Consider the following 17303-nt stretch of genomic DNA (forward strand, 5'->3'; position numbering starts at 1 on the left):
TGTTAAAGCCTGAGGTCAACTTCGGCTTTGGGTAAAACATATTTGAGGTCATAAATAAAATGACCTCGCCTGCCCCACTCGCGAATTTCTGAAGTGGTCAGTTCCAGGTACTCACGATGAGCAACCGCCAGGATTATCGCATCGTAATGATCGGTTTTCGGTCTCGATATGACATCGATGTCGTACAGAGATTTGGCCTCACTTTTGTTGCACCAGGGGTCGGTAACATCAACGTTCATATTGTATTCTTTTAACTCATTAATAATATCTATGACTTTGGTGTTGCGGAGATCCGGGCAATTTTCTTTGAAGGTCAACCCCATAACCAATACATTAGCATGCTCCACCTTGGCATGTTGCTTCATCATGTTTTTGACCAATTGGCTGACCACATACTCGCCCATGCCATCATTTAAGTGTCTGCCTGCTAAAATCATTTGCGGGTGATAGCCGATATCCTGAGCTTTTTGAGTTAAATAATAAGGATCAACGCCGATACAATGGCCACCAACCAGGCCTGGACGAAACGGCAGGAAGTTCCATTTGGTACCCGCCGCCTGTAAAACTTCAAGCGTATCAATATCAAGTTTATTGAAGATAATTGCCAGTTCATTGATAAGCGCAATATTAACGTCACGTTGGGTATTTTCGATGACTTTCGCCGCTTCTGCGACCTTGATTGACGAAGCTTTATGGGTACCTGCGGTGATCACCGACTGATAAATCGCATCAATTTTATCGGCAATTTCCGGTGTTGAGCCGGAAGTAACTTTGAGGATCTGGGTTACCGTATGTTGTTTATCACCGGGGTTTATCCGCTCAGGCGAATATCCCGCATAAAAATCCTGATTAAATTTCAGCCCAGATACTTTTTCAATGACCGGAATACAGTCCTCTTCCGTCGCTCCTGGATAAACCGTCGATTCATATACAACAATATCGCCTTTATCGATCACCTTACCGAGCATTTCACTGGCTTTGAGCAATGGTGTCAGATCCGGCTGTTTGTGTTTATCAATTGGCGTAGGAACCGTTACGACATAAAAGTTACAGGCCCGAATATCCTCGATATCACTGCTAAAGGTTAATCGTGATGAGCTTTTCAGTTGCTCAGGATTTACTTCCAGGGTGTTATCCTGACCGTTTTTCAATTCTTCAATACGATCCGGATTGATATCAAAGCCTTTGGTAAGATACTTTTTGCCAAACTCTACGGCAAGAGGAAGCCCGACATAGCCAAGGCCGATCACTGCGATTTTTGTTGTTGTAAAAGCCATAACACTCTCTTGATGCTAATGGTTGTTTTTATTAATGAAAAGTATAGAAGAAGATCCTGCTGCCGCCATATTTTAGCTTGTTATAGCCGTTAGTCGGCGCATTCAAATATCCTGCCTCTCCCGGTCAATAACCTTCATTAAGCCCTTTTTCCAGTTACTGGGTTTTACCCGCCAGCGCCGGGTTATTTTTTCATTACACATGGCTGAAAACGTTGGTCGTTTTGCCGCTGTTGGGTAATCCTCAGAAGCGATAGGCGAAATCGAAGGAAGCTGGTCAATAAGCGAATGTTGGTGGGCAAGCGCAAAGATTTCCCGGGCGAATTCATACCAGGAAGTCGATGAGGAGCCATTGTAATGATAGATTCCCCACTGTTTTTCTCCCGCGTCTATGGCATCGATAATTTCGACGATGCTGCGCGCTAAATCACCAGCATAAGTCGGATTACCAACTTGATCATCGACTACATTAAACTCCTGTTTCCGACGTGCCAGTTTTATCATCGCCCTGACAAAATTATTACCGTATTCACTAAATACCCAGGCAGTGCGGATGATCACAAACTGGCTTAAGTAGGTCATCACTTCCTGCTCTCCCAGATACTTAGTTAATCCGTAAACATTTTGCGGGCAGGTTTTCTCGCCAGGGGTGTAAGGTGATTGATGGTCCCCTGAAAATACATAATCGGTTGAAATATGAACAAGAGGAATATTGAGGTTGGCACAGGCGATGGCTAAGTTTTTACAGCCAAGCTGATTAACGGCTATCGCTAACTCTACTTCCTGCTCCGCCTTGTCGACTTGTGTGTAGGCTGCGGTATTAACGACCACGTCCGGGCAAACGCGCGCAAAGAGCTGTTGTACCGATTTACGATCGGCAACATTCAGTTCACTGGACGGGGCAAAATACCAGAAATGCTTCTCCATCTGGTCGGCTTGTTCACCTGCGACCTCGCGGAGCGAGGATGCCAACTGTCCATATTTACCAATAACAAGTATGTTCATGGGTTAGTCCTTTAAATTGGTTTATCTGCAGCGGTATCAGTAATGCTGTTGATTGTTTAAAAATTGTGAAAACGGCGCCGCACGCCTGTCTTTATCTGACAGGGTAATCTCGCCAAGCTCCTTCATTGGCCACTGAATATCCAATTGCATATCATTCCACAGCAGCGAGCCCTCATCAGCAGGATCGTAAAAATCCGTGCACTTGTATTCAAAGTCGGCGATATCCGAGAGCACCACGAAACCATGAGCAAAGCCTGGCGGTATCCAAAACTGCCGCTTATTGTCCTCAGACAGTACTTCACCATGCCAGCTGCCGAATGTTAGCGAGTCACGACGAATATCGACGGCAACATCAAACACTTCACCACGTACTACCCTGACGAGCTTGCCTTGCGGCTTTTTGATTTGGAAGTGCAGGCCTCGCAATACTCCCTTGCCTGAGCGGGAATAGTTGTCCTGGACAAAATCATCCTCGATTCCCACGAGCTCGCGATACCGTTGCGACTGAAAGGTTTCCAGAAAAAATCCTCGGTCATCGCCAAAGGTTTGTGGCTCAATCACTTTTAAATCAGAGATTTTTGTATCGATAACTTTCATCGTATTTATTACTCAATTCCATCGGCATCAAAGACGCCAGATATTGTCCGTATTCGGTTTTTTGGTAACGCTCAATTGAGGTTTGCAATTGCCGCGAAGACAACCAACCGTTGCGATAGCCTATCTCTTCAAGGCAGGCCACTTTCAGCCCCTGACGCTTTTCTACGGCCTGAACAAAGTTACCCGCTTCAGCCAATGAATCATGGGTACCGGTATCAAGCCAGGCGCAACCACGACCAAGGATGGTAACGTTTAATTCACCCATGCGCAGATACTCATTATTAACTTCGGTTATCTCCAATTCACCGCGCGGCGACGGTTTGATTCGTTTGGCGATATCAACGACACGGTTATCGTAAAAATAAAGGCCAGTTACCGCATAGTTAGATTTAGGTATTTGTGGCTTCTCTTCAATGCTTTGAGCCTTGCCTTCGGCATCAAACTCGACCACCCCAAATCGTTCTGGGTCTTTGACGTGATAGCCAAACACCATGGCGCCGCTGTCAAACTCGATCGCTTGTTTCAGTTTGTCGGTAAAGTGTTGTCCATAAAAAATGTTATCGCCGAGCACCAGGCACACATTGGCATCACCGATAAACTGTTCACCAATGATGAATGCTTGCGCCAACCCGTCCGGCGAAGGTTGCTCGGCATACTCTAAATTGAGGCCGAAGCGCTCACCATTTTGCAAAAGCCGTTTAAAACCGGGTAAGTCTTCCGGTGTCGATATCACCAGTACATCCTTGATGCCCGCCAGCATCAATACTGACAACGGGTAATAAATCATCGGCTTGTCGTAGACGGGCAACAGTTGTTTCGAGACACCCATGGTTATGGGATGCAGGCGGGTACCGGAACCACCCGCTAATATAATGCCTTTATAGGGTTTCATGATATCGGCGATCTCCTAATCGAATGAGTTGGTACTCTCCCGAGACCACCCGTTGCCACCACTGGTCATTATCGAGATACCACTGAATAGTTTGTTCAATGCCTGACTCAAAGGATTGCTGCGGGCGCCAATCAAGAGTCCGGGCGATTTTTGAGGCATCAATGGCATAACGTTTGTCATGTCCCGGCCGGTCACTGACATAGGTAATTAAGTCATTAAAATCCTCGACATTCGCCGGTTTATTCTGGATTTTGGCATTCAATAAATTACAAATGGTTTTCACTACCTGAATATTGGTCAGCTCACTATTGCCGCCAATTGTATAGGTTTCTCCGGGCATACCATGCTTAGCCACCGACAACAGCGCTTCAGCATGATCGTCCACATAAAGCCAGTCACGGATTTGCCTACCATCGCCATACACGGGTAACGGTTGACCTTGCAGGGCATTGAGAATCATGTGCGGGATCAGTTTTTCTGGAAATTGATAGGGGCCATAGTTATTGGAGCAATTGGTAATTAATACGGGTAAGCCATAGGTGCGCCCCCAGGCCCGAACCAAATGATCACTGCCTGCCTTGGAGGACGAATACGGACTTGAAGGCGCATAAGGCGTTTGCTCATCAAACTTGTCGTCGTTATTGTCCAAATCACCAAACACCTCATCGGTAGAAACATGCAAAAACCTGAATGTTTTTTGCCTGTTGATGGGAAGCTGACGCCAATATTTGCGTGTGCACTCGAGTAAATTGCAGGTACCTAACACATTGGTGCGAACAAACACCGCTGGGTCGTCAATTGAGCGATCGACATGGGACTCCGCCGCCAGATGCATAATAATGTCAGGTTGAAATTGATTGATTAACGCGGTGAATAATTCAGCGTCACAAATATCCCCCTTGATAAACTGATATCGGCAGTTGCCAGGATTTCCGTCCTCAAGGCGAGCTAAGCGCTGCGGAATTGAGTCAAGGTTTCCCGCGTAGGTCAGCCGGTCATAATTAACAACATGATCCGATGTATGTTCGAGTATATGGCGAATGACTGCACTGCCAATAAAGCCTGCGCCCCCGGTAACGATTATTTTCATAGCACTTCCATTTTCTAATCTATCAAATCAGGAAAATTTCGGGCGACTCCCTTCTCCACTCTGAATTAGAACGACAATAAGTGAAAGCGAGATGCCACAAACAGCAACAAAGCAGCGAATATAAGCCAAGGAGATATGTCGTACGACAGGACAATTACGGTCTTCCAGCAACCGAAAACTGAGCAGCATGCGAACATCGATAAGCGTCAATCAATGAGTTTGATGCGATACCCAATTGAACAAGACTCGTCCTTTAAGCCCGTTTGTTGTTGTAAAAAGAAGTATAGAATAGATAAAAGAACTCGCCATAGTGGTGGCATTTTTTCATCATCATTGCATCACGATGAACCGAATGAAGTTGCAAAACGAGCGATTTAGCTAGAGGCTTTGATAAAACCGATATTCGCTCTCAATTTGCTGAAAAAGATGTGGATAATAGTCGGCCAGGACCTTACCGAGTTCCAGGAAGGCGAACTTTACTTCCGGGCTGTTTTTGCCCGTTTTAAATGCCTGTTGCAAATAGCCAATCATCTCGCCGTCAAACTCCTGCAAGCGCCACTTCAACATCGCCAGTGCCGCCCAGGTCGCCGGCCAGGCAGGACGTGAGCTTATCGATTGCAGATATAACTGCTTAGCCTGCATTAACACAGCACCGGTTGGTTGGACGATTCCATCATCTGCCCCCCATTCGAGAATTTGCGCTTTTAATTCGAGATACTGATTGTGCCGGGAATGAAAAAGCAATGCGCTATTAATATCATCAAGCGCCTGTCTGTAATCACGCTCGCTACTGACGTTACCAGCAAATTGCCAATGATTAAGCTGATGTTGTGCCTGCTTAAAATATAAGTTAGCAATACCAAACGATGCCGCCAGATACATTAAAAAGCCGAGAATAACTGCGCTGATAACTTTCAGGATGGCTACCCGATGCTGTGTTAAAGGCTTAAGTACTGTAACCATACTGATCGTAATAGCCTTCAAAGGCATCATAAGATTTAGCTTTTTGCAGATCGACTTGATTGAGCACGATGCCGGATACGTTAATACCCGAGGTTTGCAGTCGTTTAAACGCTGCTTTTACCTGTTGCTCTTTCGTATCATCGGCTTTTATCACATAAACCAGCGCATCACTTAAACCTGCTATCAAGATGGCATCGCTCACTGCAAGTATTGGCGGCGTATCAACAATAATGCGCTCATAGTTATCTTTTAAGCTCTCGATCAATGTTTTAAATCGGGGGGATGACAGCAGCTCCTGGGGATTTGGCGCTAAATCGCCGGCTACCAGGACATCCATCTGGCTATGTTTGTCAACAACAATGCAATCATCCAGCGGGTGCGTTCCGGCAATATAATTACTCAGGCCCGGCTGGTTTGAACTTATGGCAAAATTCTTAGCAATACTGGGGCGGCGCATATCCGCATCGATGATTAGGGTTTTCTGTAATTGTCCCAGGGCATAAAATAAATTACTACTCAATTGAGTCTTCCCTTCCCCGGGCAGTGTGGATGTCACCGCAATCACTTGCGTTGGCGAATCAATACCGAGCATTTGGATGCTGGTGCGGATCGTACGAACCGCCTCACTAAAGCCTCGATCCTGATCTAGCAAATAATAATTGGCTGGTAGGGTATGAGCCGATGATCTCTGCTCCTGTCGGAATAACGTCTTTAGCCGTCCAGGTGATGATGCATTATTCGACTCCGGATTTATCAGCGGGATGATCCCCAATAACGTTTTCGCAAGCTTTTGTTCCACGTCATCGGCGCTGCGTATGGTCGCATTCAGGGCTTCAATTAACAGCACACAAGCGACCCCCAACATTAATGACAACATCAAAGCCAATACCACAACCAGGCTCTTACGAGGTTTAGACGGTGCATAAGGAACCGTTGCCGGATCGATAATCCGTCCAACCGATGTTTCAAACCCTTCTAATTGTGCGGTTTCTTTCAGGCGTGAAAAAAAGGCTTCATACAAGTTGCGATTAGTTTCCACTTCCTGCAACAGTTCCCGGTGTTGATTTTCAACTCGGGTTAATCGTTGAAACCGGGTTTTCGCTGCTGCGATTGCCGCCGTTAATTGTTGAACCCGTTGTTTGGCTTGCCTGGTATCGGTGCCCAGGCTCTTAATCAGCCGATTTACCTGTTGTTCAACGTTAAATTGCGCTTTTGCAAGTTCAGCGTTCACCGCAATCATCTTAGGGTGCTTGGGTCCATAAACGCTGGCAAGTTCCTGTTTCTTCGTTTCGATTGCCAATGTCTGCTGCTGTAATTTTTGTACTGCCGGATGGTTTAAAACCTCGGGTATGGCATTGAGGTCTTCGAACGCTAAAGCGCCCTTATCGCTATTGCCGGCAACCAGTGAACTAAGCAACTCACTCTGGTCGACCTCCTGTTGAGCTCGCAGTAATTGTCCCGATAACTCTTCCAGTTCCTTTGCCGCGAGACTTTTAATACCACGTACATCAACCAGAGACTCACGTTCCTCAAACACCGCCAATTGCTCTTCTGCATGTTCGAGTTTTTGTTTCAATCCGGCCATACTCGAATTTAACCACAGCGCCGATTTCTCTATCCGCTCCAGGTTTACATCCATATGGTTGTCAAGGTAAGCCTGGGCAATTGCATTGGCCAGTAACGCAGCTAATTGCGGTGACTGTGATTCAAAGCCGACGTTTACCACCTGGGTTTTCGAAATAGGCGTCGCCGACATTGAGCCCCAGACATAATTAATCACCGACTGTTTTTTCTGTTCAGCTTTTTCCTCTGCCGACAAAGGAGGAGCCGGCTCTGGTGGGTTTAATAAGTTAACCAAGGTCTGCCTTAGGCTTGGCTGTGTCTCATTTGGCTGGTTAAAAAAAGGGTGTTCGGTAAGGTTCAATGTTGCAACGACTTTTTCAGCCACTTTACGCGAGCGAATTATCTCCAGTTGAGAATAATAATATTCCTGAGCACTTGTCGCCTCGCCGTACACATCATCCAACTGCAGTACCCGGTTTTGCTCGGCTTCCAGCAACAGACTGGCGGAGGCACTGTAAATTGGCGTTTTCGAAGACATAACCATAGCGGTTAGTACCGTTACCAGCGCGGAAAATGATATCAGCACCAATTTATGACGCCAAATCACCCGAAATAACTTACCCAGGTCAATTTCATCAGCAGAGTCTGACATTGGCGTATTCGCCTCATATTGCATCGACCGTCGGTGATCAGTGAAAGGTTTAGTTGTACTCACACGCATTCCTAGAAAAAGCTTTGCTTGATGGAGATAATATCACCCGGCCCAATCAGGCTATGCGGTTCGACGGGTTGCGGGGTTTTATCCGGATGGCTACTACGAACGACAAAGATTTTTTGCAAAGACGCCCGTTCAGTAAAACCGCCTGCCAGGGCTGCCGCCTTGGCGACCGTCAAGCCCGGCTGGTAGGCATAGCCGCCAGGTTTCTTGACTTCCCCATCGATAAAGAATGGGCGATAGGCAATGATGCTGACTGACACACTAGGGTTGATCAGGTAATCACCCAGTAACCCTTGGTGAATCTTTTGTTCAACCTCAAATAATGTCAGTCCGCGAATGGCTAATTCCCCTAAAAACGGGTAACTAATCTTACCACTGTCATTTAACAGCATTTCCCGGGAAAGTTCAGGCTCTCCGTATACTTCAATGGCAATCTTATCACCACTGTCTATTCGATATTCCATTGCCATCGATTCACCGGCATTCACCATAGGGAGGTGGAATAAACCAAGGATGCAGAATAATAAGGTGTTAGTCCGGTTGACTAAATTTAGTTTTATTTTCATTACGTTAAACAACATAGTTTCGGTTAACAGCATGGGCGCTGGTTAATTTGATGGCTATTACAAGGTCAATAATAAGGATACGGTAAACGTCATCCCCGAGTAGTCAAACAGGTTTTGGTTACTGTCCCGATCGATATAATTAACACCGGCAGCAACGTCGATATTGCGGCGCATATGGTAACTGGCATGGATACCATAAATCCCATTATCATCTTCGCGGCCACTGCCTTCATATTTGTCATTACTACTGGCCAGGTTCAGAGTTGTTGACAGGCGATTTAACCATTTATGGTGCCAACGCAAACCAATATAAGTGTTATCGATAGCATTACCCTGACCTTTCTGTTCGGTTGTCTGCCTTGATGTCGAGAAATCAAAGTTGGAATATGTCAGTGGCGTCCATAATACTCCCACCAGCCATCGCACTCCGGAAGCATCGCCCCTGGCAGATGAATCGAATGATTTGCGTTCATAACCCAGCTTGGCATAGCCTGTGGTCAGCCCGGTCGATTCCCATTCAACACCAAGGTAAAAGCCATCCTGTTTACTATCAAGGTTATCCGCCTGGAACGGATCGTCAGCGTAATTAAAATTTTTGATGATAAGGTCGGCCGTCAACTGGGTTTTACCCGTCAGTTTGCGAAAAAACGTGGCGCCAACCTCATTCATTGAATATTCGCGCCAGCGCGTGAAATCAATCTGGTCCGGAGCCAGGCCATTACCCGCATCTAAAATATCAATGTTTAAATCACTCTCGTACAAGCTTTCCCAGGAAACATCCCGTACCTTAGCTTTTATGTCGATTCTCGCTAATGCTGATAGTGCTCCGTAACTGTACAATGCGCCGGCCTGGGTCACCGTATATTGAGTAGGTTGCTGATAATAATCGCCGAAACCTATTGAATAGCCCTCACCACGACGTTCATGATCGATTGCATAGTCGACGAAAACATTGAAACGATTGTAGCGATCCAAAACCCATTTAATTTCGCCTTTCAGTACCTGGTTGGTAAAGTTATCGTCACTACTTGAATAAAAATAGGCACTATTGAGTTCATAGAAAAGGCGGTATTCATCGCCCTGATAGAGGTTTTCCAACTCCAGTTTTGGCTTCACCTGAGTAATCCAGGAATCGATTTCCTGATTCGCGTCTTGCGCCTTTAGTATGTTGGAGTCGAATGACTGTTCAATAACCAAGCTTGGAATAAGATCAAAACCACCTAAGTCGATGGCATTTGGTTCTACGGCTGATGCCTGAAACGACATCAGTATCATAGCGCAAAGATACTGTCTGTTATTAAACATCTCGGGGGGCCTAATTTTTATTATTAGCCTGTTAGCGGTATGTTAATCAATATCCGTGCAGCAAGCAACGGTTAACATTTCAGCAATTAACCCCTACGGTCGATTTTTGCGGTTCCTGAGTGGTTATAAACTGCTTGTTAGATGCCGGAATGAGGCCAAAACGAACAATCCAGGCGATACATAAGACGATGATAAAATAGACCGTATTGCTTGGTGACTGCAGGTTAAAATCAACACTGATATGGATTAGCATCGCAAAGATCGCCATACCACTACCGAGCGCGACACCCTGTATAAATGAACGTTTTCGATACAGGGCCGCCTGCAATCCATACCACAGAGACAGCCAGACGATTGCTGCCATTAGCGCACTTGCAGGTACCCCGTACTCAATAACAAATTGCAGATAATCATTATGAGCATGATCATAAAAGCCATTTACTCCCTGTTGCTGAACACTTGGGTAAACCGTATAAAACGCACCAGCACCTGCGCCGGTTAACGGAAAATCTAAAACCAAATCAATACTATCAATTGCTACATTGTCACGAGACTCGGTGACTAAACTGGTATTCTCGATTCGTTGTTTTACTTTTTCAATTCCAAACCAGCTTCCAAGAATTAAGGCGTCAATGGCAAGCACACTGAATAACAAGATAACAATAGAACGTTTCAGCGCCGGATTTTTTTTCCGATAAATGAAAACACAGACACAGAGAGTTAATGTCAGGCTGATAAAAAAGGCAGAATTACCCATTCTCGAGTGCGATAAAACCAGTGCGATAACCATACAGGCCAGTATCAGGCGCAAGGTAAATTTACCGGAAACATAACCACTTAAGAATTGCTGAAAAAAACGTTGCCGAGATGAATTCCTGGCACTTTTGAGGATCATAGCGAGTAACCAACCAAGTACCAGGCTGGCGGTCAGGACAATAAAATTGGCAAAGTGGTTACGATAAACAAAGCTTCCAGTAGCATTCTCATTGGTTTTAGTGGAAAAAAACCAACTAAACTCGGGATCGGTAAATAATGAATAGGTGCCATAAACGGCCTGCAACAATCCGGCTAGTATCATCACCGCCAGTAGCTGGCGTAATTTAAGGAGGCTGTCGATATGCCAGAAAATCAGGCAGGCAAGCCCCAGGTAGGCGCAGGATTTTACGAACATTATCAGGGTTTGATTGGCATCTAACGACAAGGTGAACCAAGCATTCACCACATCAGGTTGCTCAACAGACGCGGCCTGCAACTGCAAGTGCAAGCTGGTATTTGATAGCACAGCGAGAAGGCCCTGCGGTAGCGGAATACACTGAAGCCCCTGCCAGGCTGTGAAGATAGTCAAAGCCAACAGGAAAAATCGATACGGCGCAAGTCGGGTCTTGATTTGTTGCCAATTGCTGCTCAGCAACCAGAGCATCACTAAGCCAAAACTCCAAATCTCCAGAATCGCCCATGCCCAGGGACGATTCGACCCCAGCGGCACCGGCAACCAGAAGATTAACAACAATAACAGGAAAAATTGCGGGGACTGAAAGCGATACTGCATACAAGCTCGATATTGGTAACAGCCGTTCTATTGGGGTGAAAATACTGAGTTAATTTTTGGACACGGTAATCTGGCCTGAGCCTAAACCACCATTGCCATTGCCACCGCCCAAAGATTTTGGCGGCAGAGGTGGAGCAAGGTTTAGCTTTCGTTGCTCCGCCAGTTTTTGCTGGGCGGTACGCTCATCACTGGCTTTATCTTCGTCCTGTTGAGCGCCAGCATCCGTTTTATTATCACCTTCCTCAGGGTTATCCGACGTTACTTGTTGCTGCTGCGTAGTTGATTGCTGAGCGGCTGTCAGTGTCGCATCGGATTGCGATGACGGCGCTTTGAGTTGCTGTTCCTGAGATTCGCGGTTTACTGACTCGAGCGCACTCTTCGAGGCTGGCGTGATTAATTCTGATGAGTCCTGTTGTGTCATTGCCAACGCAGATGTCGCACTAATACCCAGTACAGCTGTTGTTAACACTAAAGTGGCCGAAATTAATTTTGCCATCACAGGGACTCTTAATTATTGTTTTGATTGATTTTCAGTCTATCAAGATTTGAAAAAAATGAAACAAAATCCTTACTTAAGTAGTTACCCGATGCGTTAATAGACAAGCAAAAACTGGCCGCAATGCCCGCAAATACTGCAGCTTACTCCGCCCAAAAGTTATGTCGGTATTCGCTATTAAGTAGTAACTTAACGTGTCGCATCAAATGCCTGCAGCGCGCTTTAGCAATCCCCAAAATACCTGATACATTATACGTAAAGGCAATCTGTTCACGCCCATAACCCGATAATATTCTCGACAGCTTCAGCCATTTTTGCCTGAGTTTCGAGTCCTGACAAAATATTCGAATACGTTGTTCAATATGTTGTTTCGCCGCTGAATTATCCCGTGTAACCGGTGTTAACTGGTTAAAAAGCAATGCAATTCCTTGCAGGGTTGCCTGTAACAATCCTTGTTGGTTAACCAGCTGGAAATGTTTTTCAACACGCCGCCAGTCAATGTCTTGCTGATAGTGACAGATGAGTCGATACAGATGATAAAACTGACGCAGGTCCAGGTGCTTCTGGCGATAGCCAAAGTGTGAAATTTCACTGTGAGCGATACAGTGAATCGCCTGGTCGGTCGGGTTCAATTGCCAACAAGTGAGTTCTCCCCGAACAACAAGGGGTTCGGCACCTTGCCACATACAAGTGTCCGACAGCACCTCGCTGGCAGGCGCCTTTAACCCCTGGCGATGAATTTCAATACCACACATACTGTTCGGTTTACATAATGACGGTGCATGATGGTGGTTGTCCGAGTGCAATGCATAAGGAGCTTCATCAGTTTGATAGCCGTATTGTTCAAGCAACGAAAATGCCTGTTGCTGTTGCTCCGGGTTTACCAGGATGTCGACATCACACATATATCGCATTGCCGGTGATGGGTAAGTCGCATTAAACAGACTTGCTGCTCCCTTCAACAGTATGTGTTCAATGTTTGCATCAGCAAGTAACTGATGTATATCGGTAGTCTCCTGTTTTATATCGATATTTCTTTGTCGGTACAGGGTACTTACTTCGTTAAGGTATTGTTGCAGAATATGAGGAAGCTGGGAAAATATTTTGAGTTTTTTCAGACGATAACATAACGCACCGGTCAGCCAGAATTGATTCGATAACTCAATTAACGGCAAATAAAGCTCTTCCGTCTGTAGAGTGATCATCAGGTCATGATCGATATCGGTCGGTTTCGTATTGTCAGAGAGTAGCAGCCCCAACTCAATAAAGGTTTGTCGAGTGACTTTTGCTGGTTTAGCGCCCATAAGTGATTGCCTGTCTTATAAAAAATTTATTCTTTGTGTTCAGGGGGCTGGTTGACTGGAGAATTGCATGTCTACGACCTGCTGCCAGGACCTGTTCAACATACCCTGACAGGCTTTACATTTAAAGAAAAACTATCACTTTTCGGCTAAGATTTTTTTCACATACTGAAAAGCCTGTTCCGATGAGCAGTATGACAACACGTCGCGATCAGCACTATCCATGAAGTTAGTCAGGTCTTTAACATCGCTTGCGGACAACTCGTGGCCAACCTGATAGCCCCCGCGAATTAATAACTCCAGCATCTCAATCACAGTTAACTGGCGTGAATGTACAGGTTCTTTTGGCATTGCCTGGCTTTTCAGTTGAGTACTGGTTGTAAAGTCTGGAGCGATAAAATAAACACTATCGCAGTCTGAATAAAACGTGGTTGATGTATCCTGTGAAATATCATCGTCTGGCCAGACATATTTAACGTCGCGCCCATCTTTAAGTTGCCACACTGGCTGGTGCTTTAATTGCGGGTATTCATTTTCAAGGGGGGCCCAGGCTCCTCGTTTGATAGCGATTGGCATTGCGATGGTTAACGCATCGAATTTATCATTGAATGCGATCATTTCATCGGAATGCACCGCAAACCCCCGCTTTGCCAGATAAGCTGTCAAGGTCGACTTTCCAGCCCCTGATTTGCCTGGCAACAGCAATAATTTTCGGTTTTCAGACAAGGCGGCACCGTGGAAACAAAAGCGAAAACCCGATGCCTGGTACGTCAATATCTGAATACGTTCAATTAATACCGGGGCAACCTGGTTAAACTTGAGCTCAGTTGCAATTAACTTACCCTGGGAATAAAACTCAAATTGGAGGGATTCTGAGTCAGGCGCATCGCTGATGGCCGGTGCATGTTTGCCAATTTTTATTTCAAATGCGAACTCGGCACAACCCGCAACATCCGTTGCCAGGAACGATACCGGTTTGAATATTTGCTCAAGCTCGGTGCGCAGGCGTTGATGTTTACAGCAAAGCCGAAACACCAGACCTGCTATTCGAATCCAGAGCAGTTCGGGCTCAGGACAATTTTCCTTAGCTTGCGGCGAAGCCAGGCATCGGTCAGTGCGGAAGGCATTGCGTTTTGCAATTTCAAAATACAGGCTATCACGATATTGCCGCAACGGTTCGTTGTTGGAGGGAGGCAAATTGGCATCTACATCAGCATCGAACCTTGCATGGTACAAACCTGAAAGCAGCCAATACAGACTCTCTATATCTTCGACGGATTGCCGACTCAAATTGGTTATTTGTGCGATACATTGTTGCTTATCGACGCCAGCGTCCATGACCAGTAATAACGCGATCCCGGCAGGTTCCAGCTTATGAAGGGTATTTCTTTGATGGCAAAACAACAGTCCCTGCTCCCCATCGACCAGTAACTGAAGCTGTGTATTGTTCAGGGGAATGTGTTGCACTAAAGCTTAAATTACCTAACGCCGGTCCGGATTAAAAGCCATTCGACTCTGGTGGACAGTGTTTATTCTGCTGATTGGGTCTGCAGGATTTAGGCGCTGCAGAGGTTTTCGGTGTCATCAATGCCGTTACCGCCAGCGGGGTTACTGCTGCTAACTTACCGTATTTTTTGATGAACTGTCTCCGCGCCTGTTCAGGCGTTAACTCATCGTTATCGACAGCGTCGTTTGCTTTCTTGTTATTATTCATCTTCGCACACTCGTTATAAGTTTAACTCGTTGAAACTTATGGGGGTTAATCTTATGCAACGACCATAGTAAAAAGGAACCATGGTAAATGCAAGACATTAGCGAAGGTTTGCGCCAGGATGGCAAGAGGGGGATTAGGTTGCGATAAAAAACGGGAGCATAAGCTCCCGTTTATTCGGAGCTGGTTACCAGATTTTTACTCGCTTCTCAGGAGCAATATACATCTTGTCACCTTCCTTAATACCGTATGCTTCAACAAACTCCGGCATATTGGACAATGAACCTAACACTCTAAAATGCCCCGGAGAATGCGGGTCAGTAGCTACCTTTTTACGTAACGCCTTTTCAGTAGCTTTCCCACGCCAGATCTGCGCGTAGCCCATGAAGAAACGTTGGTCTCCAGTTAAACCATCAATCACCGGCGCTTCTTCACCATTCAGTGAATTCTTATAGGCACGGTAAGCGATAGTCAGTCCTGAAAGGTCACCAATATTCTCGCCTAAGGTTAATTCACCATTAACGTTGAGGTCATCAAATACCTTGTAGCCGTTGTACTGGTCAACTAGCTGGCTGGCACGTTTCTTAAACTCAGTAAGATCCTGCTCGGTCCACCAATTGCGCAGGTTTCCATCGGCATCGTAACGGCTTCCCTGGTCGTCAAAACCATGGCCCATTTCATGACCGATAACTGCGCCAATACCGCCATAGTTTACGGCGTCATCAGCTGCCATATTGAAAAACGGCGGTTGCAATATAGCGGCAGGGAATACAATTTCATTCACCGTAGGGTTATAGTAAGCGTTTACCGTTTGTGCCGTCATATGCCATTCCCAATCACGAATTGGGCCGCCTACTTTTTCCAGGTCTTTTTGAAAACTCGATATGTTTGCACTTTGCAGGTTGGCAATTAATGTATCTGCATTGATATCGATATTAGAATAGTCTTCCCATTTATCCGGATAGCCAATTTTTGGCGTAAACGCGGCAAGTTTTACCCGCGCGGCCTTTTTAGTATCTTCAGACATCCACTCTAGGCCGTCGATACTCTCGCCATAAGCCGTACGCAGGTTTTCAACCAGTTCGGTCATGCGCGCTTTCGCTTCCGGCTTAAAGTGACGCTTCACGTATACCTGAGAGATGATTTCACCGAGATTGCGGTTAACCAGGCTAACACCACGTTTCCAGCGCGGCTTTTGCTCTTGCTGACCGTTAATATTTTTGCCATAAAATTCAAAGTTCTGTTGATCGAGTTCAGCCGTTAAGTAAGACGCATAACCATTGATCACTAGCCAGTTTAGGTAAGATCTCCAATCGTCCATGGAAACTTCTGCAACCAGTTCACCAAACCCTTCGACAAAGTCAGGCTGGTTGATAATAATGTCCTGCTGCTTGTCTGCGCCAAGGGTCGTTAACCAGGCTTGCCAGTTAAATTTGTCGGTCACGCTATTCAGATCGCTAACGGCAAACTTATTGTAGCGCTTTTCACTGTCACGAGTCTGAACGCGGGTCCAGTGTAATTTAGCGAGTTTAGTTTCAAGAGCCATGATAGATTCTGCCGCTTGTTGGCCATTTTCCTGACCGGCAAGAGTAAACATTTTCTCAATGTGAGCGACGTAATCTTTACGCATGTCTTTAAAGCGCTGCTCTTCTTTAAAGTAATAATCGCGATCTGGCAACCCTAACCCAGATTGCCAGACGTGGCCTATGTAACGACTTGATTGCTTAGCATCAGCACTTACGTAGAGGTGCAGAGGGGATCCTACACCAATCATTTCTGTTTTCGCGAAAAAGCCTGCCAATTCATCTTTATTGTTAATAGCGGCAATTTCCGTTAACAGCGGTTCAATCGATTTAACACCGAGCTTGTTAAGTTGCTCTTGATCCATAAACGAATTGAATAGGTCTGCAACTTTCTGCTCATCACTACCCTTTTCCAATTCACCTGCTACCGCCAGTTCTTCAATGATGGCTTTCACATCTTCATCAGCTTTATCACGCAGGTCGTAAAATGAACCAATCGCCGTTTTATCGGCGGGCATCGGATGCGAGTCTAACCAACCGCCATTAACATACAGATAAAAATCATCCTGAGGTCGAATAGCCTTATTCATGTTAGCCATTTCAATACCTGAGGTAAGTGCCGTTTTTTGTGTAGCTACCTGAACGGTAGAAGAATTCTCGTTGTTCGCCGGCTCACCATTACAGGCCGCCAGTAATAATAAAGACGAGCATACAGCGCCCGAAACCATTGTTTTCATTTTGTTATTCCAA

General features: G+C 45.8%; 15 protein-coding genes. All 15 read right to left on the minus strand.

Annotated features, from left to right (window positions below; all coding sequences use genetic code 11):
* Positions 1 to 2: 2 nt before the first annotated feature.
* Positions 3 to 1277, minus strand: a complete 1275-nt coding sequence (gene tviB / locus E8M12_RS10950; RefSeq protein WP_136736183.1) for a Vi polysaccharide biosynthesis UDP-N-acetylglucosamine C-6 dehydrogenase TviB — start codon at positions 1275 to 1277, stop codon at positions 3 to 5.
* 102 nt (positions 1278 to 1379) lie between these two features.
* A complete protein-coding gene (rfbD, locus tag E8M12_RS10955) occupies positions 1380 to 2279 on the minus strand; it encodes a dTDP-4-dehydrorhamnose reductase (RefSeq protein WP_136736184.1) in 900 nt (299 codons plus the stop codon).
* Positions 2280 to 2315: 36 nt separating this feature from the next.
* Complete coding sequence (rfbC, locus tag E8M12_RS10960; protein ID WP_136736185.1) at positions 2316 to 2876, minus strand: dTDP-4-dehydrorhamnose 3,5-epimerase; 561 nt, start codon at positions 2874 to 2876, stop codon at positions 2316 to 2318.
* Entirely contained in the window at positions 2848 to 3768 is a 921-nt protein-coding gene (rfbA, locus tag E8M12_RS10965) for a glucose-1-phosphate thymidylyltransferase RfbA (RefSeq protein WP_136736186.1), read from the minus strand. Before rfbA ends, rfbC begins: the two co-directional genes overlap by 29 nt.
* Positions 3755 to 4858, minus strand: coding sequence for a dTDP-glucose 4,6-dehydratase (gene rfbB, locus E8M12_RS10970; protein WP_136736187.1), 1104 nt, complete (start codon positions 4856 to 4858; stop codon positions 3755 to 3757). The genes rfbA and rfbB overlap by 14 nt, the downstream gene beginning before the upstream one ends.
* Positions 4859 to 5236: 378 nt before the next feature.
* A complete protein-coding gene (locus E8M12_RS10975; protein ID WP_136736188.1) occupies positions 5237 to 5821 on the minus strand; it encodes a hypothetical protein in 585 nt (194 codons plus the stop codon).
* Positions 5805 to 8099, minus strand: coding sequence for a GumC family protein (locus E8M12_RS10980; protein ID WP_169303125.1), 2295 nt, complete (start codon positions 8097 to 8099; stop codon positions 5805 to 5807). Before E8M12_RS10980 ends, E8M12_RS10975 begins: the two co-directional genes overlap by 17 nt.
* A gap of 8 nt (positions 8100 to 8107) precedes the next feature.
* Positions 8108 to 8668, minus strand: coding sequence for a polysaccharide biosynthesis/export family protein (locus E8M12_RS10985; protein WP_246034112.1), 561 nt, complete (start codon positions 8666 to 8668; stop codon positions 8108 to 8110).
* Positions 8669 to 8725: 57 nt separating this feature from the next.
* Positions 8726 to 9973 carry an outer membrane beta-barrel protein gene (locus E8M12_RS10990; protein ID WP_136736190.1) on the minus strand — a complete coding sequence of 416 codons (1248 nt, stop codon included), beginning with the start codon at positions 9971 to 9973 and terminating at the stop codon, positions 8726 to 8728.
* 79 nt (positions 9974 to 10052) lie between these two features.
* Positions 10053 to 11522: an O-antigen ligase family protein gene (locus E8M12_RS10995; RefSeq protein ID WP_136736191.1), complete on the minus strand. Its 1470-nt coding sequence runs from the start codon at positions 11520 to 11522 to the stop codon at positions 10053 to 10055.
* Positions 11523 to 11571: 49 nt separating this feature from the next.
* Positions 11572 to 12018 (minus strand): hypothetical protein, encoded by a 447-nt coding sequence (locus E8M12_RS11000; protein WP_136736192.1) that lies wholly within the window; start codon positions 12016 to 12018, stop codon positions 11572 to 11574.
* A gap of 143 nt (positions 12019 to 12161) precedes the next feature.
* Positions 12162 to 13322 carry a nucleotidyltransferase family protein gene (locus tag E8M12_RS11005; RefSeq protein ID WP_136736193.1) on the minus strand — a complete coding sequence of 387 codons (1161 nt, stop codon included), beginning with the start codon at positions 13320 to 13322 and terminating at the stop codon, positions 12162 to 12164.
* 135 nt (positions 13323 to 13457) lie between these two features.
* Complete coding sequence (locus E8M12_RS11010) at positions 13458 to 14786, minus strand: hypothetical protein (protein WP_136736194.1); 1329 nt, start codon at positions 14784 to 14786, stop codon at positions 13458 to 13460.
* A gap of 31 nt (positions 14787 to 14817) precedes the next feature.
* Entirely contained in the window at positions 14818 to 15033 is a 216-nt protein-coding gene (locus tag E8M12_RS11015) for a hypothetical protein (protein WP_136736195.1), read from the minus strand.
* A 184-nt stretch (positions 15034 to 15217) separates the two neighbouring features.
* Complete coding sequence (locus E8M12_RS11020) at positions 15218 to 17290, minus strand: M13 family metallopeptidase (protein ID WP_136736196.1); 2073 nt, start codon at positions 17288 to 17290, stop codon at positions 15218 to 15220.
* Between the last annotated feature and the right edge of the window lie 13 nt (positions 17291 to 17303).

This window comes from Thalassotalea mangrovi (assembly GCF_005116735.1).
Taxonomy (GTDB): domain Bacteria; phylum Pseudomonadota; class Gammaproteobacteria; order Enterobacterales; family Alteromonadaceae; genus Thalassotalea_A; species Thalassotalea_A mangrovi.

What these genes read in the sequence shown, in the direction of transcription:
- tviB (WP_136736183.1), bottom strand. Translation starts at nt 1,277, where the DNA reads ATGGCTTTTACAACAACAAAAATCGCAGTGATCGGCCTTGGCTATGTC.
- rfbD (WP_136736184.1), bottom strand. Translation starts at nt 2,279, where the DNA reads ATGAACATACTTGTTATTGGTAAATATGGACAGTTGGCATCCTCGCTC.
- rfbC (WP_136736185.1), bottom strand. Translation starts at nt 2,876, where the DNA reads ATGAAAGTTATCGATACAAAAATCTCTGATTTAAAAGTGATTGAGCCA.
- rfbA (WP_136736186.1), bottom strand. Translation starts at nt 3,768, where the DNA reads ATGAAACCCTATAAAGGCATTATATTAGCGGGTGGTTCCGGTACCCGC.
- rfbB (WP_136736187.1), bottom strand. Translation starts at nt 4,858, where the DNA reads ATGAAAATAATCGTTACCGGGGGCGCAGGCTTTATTGGCAGTGCAGTC.
- E8M12_RS10975 (WP_136736188.1), bottom strand. Translation starts at nt 5,821, where the DNA reads ATGGTTACAGTACTTAAGCCTTTAACACAGCATCGGGTAGCCATCCTG.
- E8M12_RS10985 (WP_246034112.1), bottom strand. Translation starts at nt 8,668, where the DNA reads ATGAAAATAAAACTAAATTTAGTCAACCGGACTAACACCTTATTATTC.
- E8M12_RS10990 (WP_136736190.1), bottom strand. Translation starts at nt 9,973, where the DNA reads ATGTTTAATAACAGACAGTATCTTTGCGCTATGATACTGATGTCGTTT.
- E8M12_RS10995 (WP_136736191.1), bottom strand. Translation starts at nt 11,522, where the DNA reads ATGCAGTATCGCTTTCAGTCCCCGCAATTTTTCCTGTTATTGTTGTTA.
- E8M12_RS11000 (WP_136736192.1), bottom strand. Translation starts at nt 12,018, where the DNA reads ATGGCAAAATTAATTTCGGCCACTTTAGTGTTAACAACAGCTGTACTG.
- E8M12_RS11005 (WP_136736193.1), bottom strand. Translation starts at nt 13,322, where the DNA reads ATGGGCGCTAAACCAGCAAAAGTCACTCGACAAACCTTTATTGAGTTG.
- E8M12_RS11015 (WP_136736195.1), bottom strand. Translation starts at nt 15,033, where the DNA reads ATGAATAATAACAAGAAAGCAAACGACGCTGTCGATAACGATGAGTTA.
- E8M12_RS11020 (WP_136736196.1), bottom strand. Translation starts at nt 17,290, where the DNA reads ATGAAAACAATGGTTTCGGGCGCTGTATGCTCGTCTTTATTATTACTG.